Source organism: Stenotrophomonas sp. YJH_SMC_127 (assembly GCF_059372445.1).
In genome coordinates, this window is sequence record NZ_JCAFVO010000003.1 from 449432 (window position 1) to 461305 (window position 11874).

The 11874-nt window shown below is 66.9% G+C and carries 7 protein-coding genes; 2 read left to right on the forward strand and 5 right to left on the reverse strand.

The genetic code is table 11. The annotated features are described in order from the left end of the window. Positions 1–63: 63 nt before the first annotated feature. The 5 genes from AC5QAB_RS10405 to AC5QAB_RS10425 form a co-directional block, all read right to left on the reverse strand. A complete protein-coding gene (locus tag AC5QAB_RS10405) occupies positions 64–381 on the reverse strand; it encodes a hypothetical protein (protein WP_049404961.1) in 318 nt (105 codons plus the stop codon). A 142-nt stretch (positions 382–523) separates the two neighbouring features. After that, positions 524–910 carry an SseB family protein gene (locus AC5QAB_RS10410; RefSeq protein WP_032960680.1) on the reverse strand — a complete coding sequence of 129 codons (387 nt, stop codon included), beginning with the start codon at positions 908–910 and terminating at the stop codon, positions 524–526. 121 nt (positions 911–1031) lie between these two features. Next, positions 1032–2747, reverse strand: a complete 1716-nt coding sequence (locus AC5QAB_RS10415) for an alpha-amylase family glycosyl hydrolase (RefSeq protein ID WP_046429396.1) — start codon at positions 2745–2747, stop codon at positions 1032–1034. Further along, positions 2747–4234, reverse strand: coding sequence for an MFS transporter (locus tag AC5QAB_RS10420; protein ID WP_164165326.1), 1488 nt, complete (start codon positions 4232–4234; stop codon positions 2747–2749). Before AC5QAB_RS10420 ends, AC5QAB_RS10415 begins: the two co-directional genes overlap by 1 nt. Further along, a complete protein-coding gene (locus AC5QAB_RS10425) occupies positions 4231–6423 on the reverse strand; it encodes a Six-hairpin glycosidase-like protein (protein WP_164165324.1) in 2193 nt (730 codons plus the stop codon). The genes AC5QAB_RS10420 and AC5QAB_RS10425 overlap by 4 nt, the downstream gene beginning before the upstream one ends. A 237-nt stretch (positions 6424–6660) precedes the next feature. Between AC5QAB_RS10425 and AC5QAB_RS10430 the strand changes: the two genes are divergently transcribed. Beyond that, positions 6661–8715, forward strand: coding sequence for a glycoside hydrolase family 97 protein (locus AC5QAB_RS10430; protein WP_164165322.1), 2055 nt, complete (start codon positions 6661–6663; stop codon positions 8713–8715). A gap of 275 nt (positions 8716–8990) precedes the next feature. Next, on the forward strand, positions 8991–11747 hold the full coding sequence (locus AC5QAB_RS10435) for a TonB-dependent receptor (protein ID WP_164109883.1): 2757 nt from the start codon (positions 8991–8993) through the stop codon (positions 11745–11747). The last annotated feature ends 127 nt before the right edge of the window (positions 11748–11874 follow it).

Below are 11874 nucleotides of genomic sequence, written 5' to 3' on the forward strand. Positions count from 1 at the left end.
TGGCTTGGCCTTGCTGTAGTGCCGAGCCCTGCCCCGCACACCGTCCACGACAACCGCGAAAGTTCAGCGCACCGGGGCCTTCGGCCCCAGCAACGCCAGCAGCACGAAGACCACGATCGAGGCGACGGTGCCAAGCACCGCCGGCAACCCGAATGCCCACGCCGGACGGCCCTGCTGGCGCGCCCACTGGCCCAGATGCCAGGCCGCCCCCAGGTTGATCAGCCAGGCAATGGCGAACACCGGCCACAGCACCATGCCCACCGCACGCAGAACAGGCATGGACACCAGTGCGGCGACGATGGCCGCGATCAGGAAGACCAGTGCGGAGCGGGAATGGCGTGATCGTGCCGGTGCGTCGGCGGGTGATTCGCTGAATTCCATGGAGAGTGCCTCGATCCCGATGTAGTCCAAAGGGGATCACGTACGGTGCCCGAAGGGAAGCTCTCTGTAGTATCGAGCCGTGCTCGACTGATCCGGCATTGCGCGAACGGCAGCCGAGCATGGGCTTGGCTCTACATGACAATCAACCCTGGGCGAAGTCCTTCAGGATCTCGCCGACGCCGCTGGGCGAGATCTCGAAGCCCAGGGAAGTGCCCGGGTTGATCACCACGCCGTAGCCACCCGGCACGCGGCGCAGCACGTCCAGCATCCGCCAGCGGATCTGGTGTTCGGCCTGCTGGCTGTAGATGCCCACCCGCGACGGATCGGTGAACACGGCCACGTGCAGGGTGCCCTGCTTGTCGAACAGCAGCGGGTCGAAGCCGCTGCCATCGGGGGTCACCAGGCTGCCGGTCAGCAGTACCACCTCGGAGGCGACGAAGGCCTCCATGAAGGCGCGGATCGGCACCGACCCGTCCATCGCCGCCTTCAGCAGGGTTTCGATCGGGGTCTGCGGGGCGAGGTCGGTCATGGCGATACGGCGGGGCGTGAGGGGGGCCTATTGTGCCGGATATGGTCACCCCGGTAGTGCCGGCCGCTGGCCGGCACCTGAAGGTGCCATGGATTCATGGGTTGCCGGCCAGCGGCCGGCACTACCGCCCCAGACGCACGTCCCGCGCCCGCTGGTCGGCCATCGCCTTGTCCAGCTCGGCCTGCAGCGCCGGCTGCTGCACGGCGGCATCGAGCACGTACACCTTCACCCCGTGCGCCGGCACTTCGGCCTTCAGGGAAGCATCCACCTGCAACGAACCGCCGTCCAGCGCATCACGCCAGCGGCCCGCCTGGACGTACCGCGCCACGGTGAAGGTCTTCGCACTGTCGCCCTTGTTCAGCAGCACCAGCGCGGTCTGCGCCACCTCGCCATGCTGCAGCACGCGGAAGAACACCGCCTCATCACCCTGCAGGCGCTCGTTCACCTGCAGGCCGCGCTGCAGCGCCGGAGTGGCTGCGCGCAGCCGGGCGATACGCTGCAGCGGCGCGAAGATCGGACTCTTCGGCGCAGCATCCACACGCGGCTGGCCGAAGTAAGCGCGATTGCCGGCATGCTCGGCACGGCCACGCATGAAGCCCGTCTCCGAGCCGTAATAGACCACCGGAATGCCGCGCGCGGTGAACAGCCAGTTGTGTGCATCAATGAAGCCACTGTCGCTGGCCTGCAGTCGTGGCATGTCGTGGTTGTCGTAGAAGCTCATCAGCTCATACGGGTTGGCATACGGCCCACCGCTCAGATGCAGCGGCTCGGCCAGGGTCTCGAAACCCTTGCCGGCGGTGCCGAAGGTCTGCTCCAGTGCACCGCGCAACGGGAAGTCGAGCACGCTGACGTTGGCGTTGGCCGGCCAGGTGTGCTCTGCAATGCGCGCGGCATCGTAATCGAACGCTTCGCCGAACATGAACATGCCCGGGTGCTCGGCGCGGATACGCTTGACGAAGGCATGCCACCACGGGTGCGGCAACCAGCCGATGGTGTCGATGCGCAGCGCATCCACGCCCTGAGCGGCCCATTGCAGGTAAGCACCGACCAGGTAGTCCATCACCGCCGGATTGTCCTGGTTGAAGTCGGACAGCTCGGCAAGGTTGCCATCGAAGATCGAGCCGTCCTTGCTGTCGACCGGTCCAATGCTGTTGTAGAACGCGTGCAGCGGGTTGTGCTTCGGATCCAGTTCCTGCGGCGGCAGGTTCTGGTGGTCGGCGATCAGTTTTCCGTCCTTGTCGAAGATCTGCCCGAACTGCGGCTGCCGTGTCGGCATGGTCCAGGCCGGCGAACCGTGGTTGCCTACGATGTCCAGCACCACCTTCAAGCCGGCACCGTGCAGGCCCTTGGTCAGCCCGGCGAAATCCAGGTCTTTGCTGGGCAGGTGCTCATCGAGCTTGTAGAAGTTGATGCCCCAGTAGCCGTGGTAGCCGGTCTTGCCGCGGTCGGTCAGCGTGCTGGTGCAGCTGATCGGCTTGCTGCCGGTAAAGGCCTCGTCCGGGTTGTCGACGATGGGCGTGATCCACACCGCGCCGAAGCCGAGGTTGCGGATGTACTGCGCATTGTCGAGCACGCCGCGGAAGTCGCCGCCGAGATAGCCGATGTTGCCGTCCACCTTGTCCGGGCATGGCACCGGAATATCGAAGGTGCGGTGCACGCCGCCCTGGTCACGGTGATCGTTGGACGGATCACCGTTGACGAAGCGGTCGGTGACCACGAAGTACACCGCATCGCTGGCGAACGGTTCGGTGGTGCCCACATAGTCCGGGCGCGGCGCGGCCGCCGCATGGCCGGCCAGCAGCATCAAGGAAACAGCAACAGACAACGCAGCACGCATCACACCACCTCCGGACGGGACGGAACCCACAACACGCACAGGCCGGCAATGAACAGGCTGCAGCCGCCCAGCACCAGCACATGCATCGGCTGGCCGCCCAGCAACGTGCGCAGGGCGAAGCCGAGTGCACTGGCCGCCACCAGCTGCGGGATCACGATGAAGAAATTGAAGATGCCCATGTACACGCCCATCTTCGACGCCGGCACGCTGTCGGACAGCAGTGCATACGGCAGCGAGAGGATGGACGCCCAGGCGAAGCCGACGCCGACCATCGACAGCAGCAGCCAGTGCGGGTCGCGGATGAACATCAGCGAGACCAGGCCGGCACCGCCCAGCCACAGGTTGACCAGGTGGCTCCAGCGCAGGCCGATCGCACGCACCATGAGTGGAATCAGCACCGCCGCCAACGCGGCGAACCCGTTGTAGGCGCCAAACAGCACGCCCACCCAGTTGGCGCCCTCGTTGTAGGCCGCCGACTCTGGTTCAGTCGAACCGAAATGGGCGCCAGCCACCGCGGCGGTGGTGTAGATCCACATCGCAAACAGCGCGAACCACGAGAAGAACTGCACCCACGCCAGGCGACGCATGGTGACCGGCATCGCGCGCAGGTCGCCGACGATGGCGGCCAGCATGTGCGTGGCCGGCAGCGTACGCGCGAGCGCCAGCAGCAGGCCATAGCCGGCACACAGGCCGGCCAGCACGTACAGCATCCGGTCGCCCTGCCGCCAGGTGATCAGCAGCGCCAGCAGTACGCCCAGCCCCAGCCATGCAGCCACCTGCACCCAGGGCGCCGGGCCGCTGATCGGCGCCGCTGCGTGATGTGCCGGAGGTTCGGCGTCATCGAAACCGGCCAGCTCCGCCGGTGAGTATTCGCGGGTGCTGACCACCGTCCAGGTGATTGCCGCCAACAGCACCACCGCGCCGAAGTAGAACGCATAGCGCACGGTATCAGGCACCTCACCTGCGGCGGCCGTATTGGCGACCCCGAAGTGGGCCAGGATGAACGGCAGGAAGCTGGCGACGATGGCGCCCACGCCGATGAAGAAGCTCTGCATGGCATAACCGGCCGGACGCTGGCGCGGCGCCAGCTGGTCGCCGACGAAGGCGCGGAACGGCTCCATCGACACGTTGATCGAGGCATCGAGTACCCACAGCGTGCCGGCGGCGATCCACAACGTCGGCGAGTTCGGCATCATCAGCAGCGCCAGCGTGGTCAGCACCGCTCCGATCATGAAATAAGGACGGCGGCGCCCCCAGCGCGTCCAGGTGCGGTCGGACAGGTAACCGATCACCGGCTGCACCAGCAGGCCGGTCAGCGGCGCGGCGATCCACAACCCGGGCACCGCGTCGATGTCCGCGCCCAGCGTCTCGAAGATGCGGCTGGCATTGGCGTTCTGCAGGGCGAAGCCGAACTGGATGCCCAGGAAGCCGAAACACATGTTCCAGATCTGCCAGAACGACAGCTGCGGCTTGGCGGAACGATTCATCGTGCGCCCTCTGCCGCGGCCACCGGCGCCACCATCAGCGCCTGCACCTGGGCCTGGTTGAGCACGCCATCGTGCCCGCCCTTGCCCCCGGTGTAGTGCGCGAAGTGCTGCAGCGCGCTCATGTTGAAGCCTTCTTCAAGCGTGACCGTGCATCGGCCCTTGGGCACCGTGAATGTCGCCGAGGTCGAGTCCTGCATGGCCACGCTGTGCGGCAGGGTGACGGTGTGCCGCTGCAACGGCTGGCCCGGGCACTGCAGCACCAGCTGCTTCACCGCAGCGGTGACGCCGGTGTTGATCGGCCCGTTCGGATTGCGGTACTGCAGGCGCAGGCGCACCTGCCCGGCCCTGGCGGAGGTGAACTGCCAGCGCTGCGTACCCTTCAGTCGCTGCTGCGGACCGACGCAGACCATCGGGCTGTGCAGCGATTCAATTGCACCGTCGCGCCGGGTCAGGCTGAGGCAATGCTGCAGGCCATCGTCACCGATGCGTGCCAGGCCATTGCTGGCGGCGAGCGCCCGGCCGTCCTGCCACAGCACCTGGCCGGCAGCGACCACGACATTCCAGCCCCTGCCCTTGCGTTGCACCTGCGGTGCGGCCGGCGTGGCCGGTGCGCGCGCATCTGCGTCGGCCGTCGTCGCCGCGCTGCGTGGCGCGGCTGCGGCGGGCACCAGCTGCACGGTGGTGGTGGCGCCACGGGTCTTCACCTTGCCCGCCACCAGCAGGCCATCACCCACCTGCTTCGGTCGCTCCAGCACATAACGCCTGCCATCGGCCTCCAGGGAGATGCGGCGCTGATTGCCGAACAGTTCGGGCACCAGCACGGCCGGCAGCTTGGGCTGCACGCGGCCATCGTCCTGCACGCCGAACACGCCCTCGACCACCATCGACAGATAGCCGGCCACCGACCACAGCTGGCGTTCGGAGTTGACCACCGGGCCGCTCAGCACGCCCTCGTCAACATGCACCGCCTGGCTGACCAGCTCGTAGTTCTCCATGTTGGAACCGGCCAGCGCGGCGCCCTGCATCAGCGAGCGGATCTCGGCGGCGATGCGCGGTGCATCGTCCAGCTGGCGCGCCGCGCGCAGCGAATAGGCACTGACGAACGGCCAGATCGCGCGGTTGTGGTAGATCGGCTGCTGCGCCTCCTGCGGCCACACCACCGGGCTGCCGGCCGGCCCCATCGGATAGGCGGCCAATGCACGGCGCGCCCGCTCGGGTGGCAGCACTTCGGCCAGGATGCCCAGCGACAGGCCAAGCAGATCGACCTTGGCGTACGGCACCGGGTGCGCGGCCTCGCCGATGTAGCTCATGTACTGGCCGATATCCTCGCGCCAGAAGCGCGCATTGATCTGCTGCGCCAACGCATCGGCCCAGGCCCTGTAGTCGGTCGCGCGGGCATCGCCGTGCTGCCCGGCCAGGCGTTCGGCCAGGCGCAGTGCCTGGTAGTGCAGCACGTTGGTGGACAATGCGTAGGAGTCACCGATGAAGCGCACGTCCTCGCGGGTCCAGTCTGGATAGGTCTGCTCGCGCCAGTCCAGGAACGAGGTCTCTCCGCGGTACAGGCCCATCTGCGCGTCGAACACCATCGCGCGGTCCTGCGCCAGCGTGCCCTGCAGCGCCTGCCAGACCTGATCGGCAAACGCTCGGTCCTCCAGCAGGTGGCGTGCCGCCAAGAACCACACCACGCGATCACTGCTGATCGGCCAGCTGCCGCCGGAACCGGTGTCCTGCGCCACGAACAGGCCGGGCGTGTGGCCATCGCGCGCCGCCGACAGCTTGAACTGCAGCGACTGCCGGGTACGCTGCGGATCCAGCCGCGCCAGCGCCAGGTCGGCGGCGAAGCTGACATCACGGGTCCACACATAGGGCCAGCGTGCACCGGTCTGGAAGCACTCGCACGGGACCGGCCGGCCCTCGTCGAACGCCGGATCGCGGATCGCGTCCACGCGGTCCTGGGACATCTCCTGCTGGGTCAGCGCGAACAGGGCATCGAACATCACGCTGCCGGTCTGGCTGCGCATCGGTGCGGCTGCGATCTGCACTGCGCCCTTCGGCGCATGCAGCACGAAGCTGCCCTTGGCAGCGGCTTCGGCGCGCGCATGGCGACCGTCGAATTGCAGGTCGGCCGCCTGCGCGGTCGATCCCAGCGCTGCCCCCAGGGCAGCGGTCAGGCAAATGATCTTCAGCATCGAAGCGGCGGACCGGCTTGCGCCCGTCGGCCTCCCTCCCTCTCTGCACGCGTTGTAGGTCCGCACCGTCGTTGCCGGCGGGCGGGCGCGGCCCCTCCCTCAAGGTGCCTGGGCCCCATGGTAGACGCGGGGCTGTCGGCTGCGTCCAGTTGCATACGTATTCATGGCATCGCGCGGTGGCGCGCCCGCCGCGCTGGCTTATGGTCCGGGTCTGCCAACGGCGCCTTGGGAGGGGAATTGCCGATGTCATCCACTGCTGTACGCGCGGTGTTCGCGCACATGCTTGGGCTGGCCCTGATCGGGTGGGCCACGCTGGTACAGGCCACGCCGCAGGTGGCCAGCGTCGAATCGCCGGGCAAGGTATTGAAGGTCAGTCTGCTGCTGGACGGCGGCACCGCCCGCTACCGTGTCGAGCGCCTGGGCGACACCGTGGTGGAGGATTCGAAGCTGGGCTTTGCCCTGCGCGACGGTCGCCTGGACCGCGATTTCGCCCTGCTGGGCCAGCAGCGGCGCAGCGTCGATGACACCTGGGAGCAGCCGTGGGGCGAGCGCCGGCTCACCCGCAACCACTTCAACGAGCTGACCGTGCAGCTGGCTGAAACCACCGGCCGCAAGCGGCGGCTGGATGTGGTGTTCCGCGTCTACGATGATGGCCTTGGCTTCCGCTATGTGTTCCCTGAGCAACCGAACCTGCGCGAAGCCATCATCGATGACGAACTGACCGAGTTCGCCATCGCGCCCGAATCAACCGCCTGGTGGATTCCCGCCGGCGAACCGATCCACTACGAATACCTGTATCAGCGCACGCCGCTGCGCGAAGTGCCGCTGGTGCATACGCCGATGACCCTGCGCAGCCGCGATGGCCTGCACGTGGCGATCCACGAGGCAGCGCTGGTGGACTATGCCGGCATGTGGCTGCGGCGCACCGAGGGGCAGCGCCTGCGCGCGCAGCTGTCGCCCTCGGCCGAAGGCTGGAAGGTACGCCGCACCCTGCCCTTCGCCACGCCGTGGCGCACGCTGCAGATCGCCGATCGTGCCGGTGGCCTGGTCGAATCGGACCTGATCCTCAACCTCAATGAACCCAACGCGCTGGGCGATGTCAGCTGGGTGAAGCCGGCCAAGTACCTGGGCGTGTGGTGGTCGATGCACCTGGACAACGAGAGCTGGGCAACCGGACCGAAGCACGCGGCCACCACCGCCAAGACCAGGAAGGTGATCGACTTCGCGGCCGCGCACGGCTTCCGCGGCGTGCTGGTGGAAGGCTGGAACCCGGGCTGGGATGGCATGTGGGTGGGCAATGGCTACGACTTCGATTTCACCCGCGCCACGCCTGATTTCGACATTGAAGCGCTGACGGCGTATGGCCTGAAGAAGGGCGTGCACCTGATCGGCCATCATGAAACCGGCTGCGCCATCGAGCACTACGAGGACCAGCTGGGTGCCGCGCTGGACCTGTATGCACGGCTGGGCGTGGACCAGTTCAAGACCGGCTACGTCTGCGACGACGGCCAGGTCGACCGCCGCAATCCGGCCGGGGGCCCACTGTGGCGCGAGTGGCACGACGGGCAGTTCATGGCCCGCCACCACCTGAAGGTGGTGCAGGAAGCCGCGCGCCGGCACCTGTCGGTCAACCCGCATGAGCCGATAAAGGATACCGGCCTGCGCCGCACCTTTCCCAACTGGATCTCACGCGAAGGCGCGCGCGGCATGGAGTACAACGCCTGGGGCCAGCCACCGAACCCGCCCGAGCACGAGGTCAACCTGGTGTTCACCCGCATGCTGGCCGGGCCGATGGATTACACCCCCGGCATCCTCAGCCTGAAGGGCCGCCACGGCCAGGCCATTCCCAGCACGCTGGCCCGCCAGCTTGCCCTGTACGTGGTGCTGTACAGCCCGATCCAGATGGCCGCGGACCTGCCCGAACACTACCTGCAGCATCGCGAGGCGTTCCGTTTCATCGAGGACGTGGCGGTGGACTGGGAGCAGAGCCGCGTGCTCGATGGCGAAGTGGGTGACTACGTGACGATCGTGCGCCGCGACCGCAACAGCCGCGACTGGTTCCTCGGCAGCATCACCGACGAACACGGCCGCGTGCTGCCAGTACCGCTGGGCTTCCTGGAGCCAGGCGTGCGCTATCGCGCCGAGATCTACCGCGATGGTGAAGGCGCTGATTTCCGCAGCAACCCGTTCGCGTTCGCACGCGAAACCCGCGAGGTGACCAGTGCCGATGCACTGACGCTGGTGCTGGCACCGGGCGGTGGGCAGGCCATTCGCTTCACGCCCATCCACTGAACGTTTTCCTACCTGCGCTCCCGTAGCGCCCGAGCCCATGCTGGGGCGGCGGTGCGTAGCACCGAAACGCAGCCGAGCATGGGCTCGGCTCTACCGAACAAGGCACCTGAAAGCGATTACAACCCTGCAGACGCCATTGAATACGTATGCAGGGTGATTCCCGCGAAGAACGCGCTGCCTACCATAGCGGCGACGACAGCGGCCACCGCGTCGCACGTTCACGGCCCCGCCGGAACGCTCACAAATCGATCTGCAACATTGCCTGGGAGGGGAAAATGTTGAACCACAAGCGCAGCGCGCTGAGCATCGCGCTGGCCGTTGTCCTGGCGCCGACGCTGGCGTCGGCACAGTCCACGCAGAACACCACCACGCCGGCCGGCACCGCCGCCACCAACCTGGATACGGTGCAGGTCACCGGCATCCGCCGCGGCATCGAGAGCGCGATCGCGGTCAAGCAGGACGCCACCTCGGTGGTCGAGGCAATCTCCGCTGAAGACATCGGCAAGCTGCCCGACGTCAGCATCGCCGAATCCATCTCGCGCCTGCCCGGCCTGGCCGCCCAGCGCGTGGCCGGCCGTGCGCAGGTGATCAGCGTGCGCGGCCTGTCGCCGGACTTCGCCACCACCCTGCTCAATGGTCGCGAAGTGGTCAGCACCGGCGACAACCGCGGCGTCGAGTTCGACCAGTACCCGTCCGAGCTGGTCAACGGCGTGACGGTGTACAAGACCCCGGACGCGGCGCTGGTCGGCCAGGGCCTGTCGGGCACCATCGACATGCAGACCGCGCGCCCGCTCAGCTTCGGCGAGCGCGTGATCGCGGTCAGTGGCCGCTACCAGAAGAGTTCGCTGGGCCGCGCCGCCAATGTCGATCCGTACGGCAACCGCTTCAGCGCCAGCTACATCGACCAGTTCCTGGACAAGACCCTGGGCATCGCCATCGGCTATGCGCACAGCGACATGCCGATCCAGGAGAACCAGGTCGGCCTGTACGAGCCGTGGACCACCGAGCACACCGACAAGGGCGACCGCCCGGGCGTGGGTGCCGGCACCTACTTCTCCGATGGCATCAAGGCGCTGCGCCGCACCGGCAACAACAAGCGCGACGGCGTGATGGCCACGATCCAGTTCCGCCCGAACAACAGCTGGACCAGCACCTTCGATGCCTTCCACACCGAAGCCGAGCAGATCGACACCGCCAACCAGTTCGAGCTGAACCTCAGCAACTACAACGGCAACTACACCCCGGGCCTGCTGGTCAGCAACCCGCAGGTCAACGCCAACGGCTCGTTCACCGGCGGCACCGCCAGCGGCGTGTATCCGCTGGTGCGCGGCATGTACAACAAGCGCAAGGACAAGATCGATGCGTTCGGCTGGAACAACGAGTTCAACTTCGGCGGCGTCAAGCTGGTCGCCGACCTGAACTACTCCAAGGCCACGCGCGACGAGCTGAACCTGGAAAACAACCTGCAGCTGACCCCGATGCCGCAACTGGATACGGTCGGCGTGTCGATCCGCCAGGACGGCTTCTCGCAGATCACCCCGGGCCTGAACTACTCCAACCCCGATGCGCTGTTCCTGACCAACACGATCTACGGCTCCGGCTACGGCAAGGTGCCGCAGGTGGAAGACCGCCTGAAGGGCGGCAAGCTGGCTGCCACCATCGCCCTTCCTGATGCCATCGCCTCGTGGGCACCGGACATCGACATCGGCGTGAACTATGCCGACCGCCGCAAGGTGAAGACCCAGTCCGAAGGCAACATCCTGCTCGGCGCACAGGGCGATGCCAACATCGCCTCGGACCTGCAGTACCGTCCGGTGGACCTGGGCTTCGCCGGCCTCGGCACCATCCCGGCCTGGAACGTACCGGCCGCTGTGGGTCGTTACATGACCTTCAACCCGGTCGACAACCTGGACTACCTGATCCCCAAGTCGTGGACGGTCGAAGAGAAGATCACCACCGCCTGGGCGCGCCTGAACATCAACACCGACATCGGTGAAGTGGGCGTGCGCGGCAACATCGGCGTGCAGATGCAGCACACCGACCAGAGCTCGGATTCGCGCTACTGGGACAGCTCGCAGTCAGCCGGCAACAACGTGCAGCCGTATTCGAACGGCCGCACTTACAACGACTGGCTGCCGAGCTTGAACCTGGCCTTCATGTTCCCCCACCAGCAGACGCTGCGCTTCGCCGCCGCCAAGCAGGTCGCGCGCCCGCGCGTGGACCAGATGCGCGCCGGCCTGGAGTTCGGCGTGGATACCGGCACCGGCCGGCCGGGCGGCAGTGGTGGCAATCCGCTGCTGGATCCGTGGCGCGCCACCGCGCTGGACCTGTCCTATGAGAAGTACTTCGGCGAGAAGGCCTACGTGGCTGCCGCGATCTTCTACAAGGACCTGAAGAGCTACGTCTATACCCAATCGGTGGACAACTACGACTTCACCGCGCTGCTGGGCAGCTACGTGCCGCCGCCGGGCATGACCGCGCCGGTGCTGACCACCGGCACCTTCTCCGCGCCGCAGAACGGCAAGGGCGGCACGTTGAAGGGCCTGGAACTGACCGCATCGTTCCCGCTGGACATGCTGACCGACAGCCTGCGTGGCTTCGGCCTGCAGGCCAGCGCGACCTTCAACAAGAGCGACATCACCATCCTGGATCCGGAGAGCGCCTCCAGCGTGGGCAGTGACCCGATCAGCCTGCCGGGCCTGTCCAAGCGCGTGTACAACTTCACTGCCTATTACGAGCGCAGCGGTTTTGAAGCACGCGTCAGCCAGCGCCGCCGATCGGACTTCATCGGTGAGATCGGCAACTTCAACGGCAACCGCAGCCTGCGCTATGTCGTCGGCGAAAACGTGACCGATGCGCAGGTCAGCTACACCTTCAGCGACAGCAGCGCCCTGCGTGGCCTGACCCTGCTGCTGCAGGGCAGCAACCTGACCAACGAGCCGTACCGCACCTACGCCGGCAGCAAGGACCGCCCGCTGGAGTACATCGAATGGGGCCGCACTTACATGCTGGGCGTGAACTACAAGTTCTGAGGCAGCGCCGGGCCCTGCCCGGCAGCCGGACCCGGTAGTGCCGGCCGCTGGCCGGCAACAGAAAACAGGGAGCAGGACCGGAAACCCGCTGCGCAGGCAGCGGGTTTTCCTTTGCGCGGATGCCGGC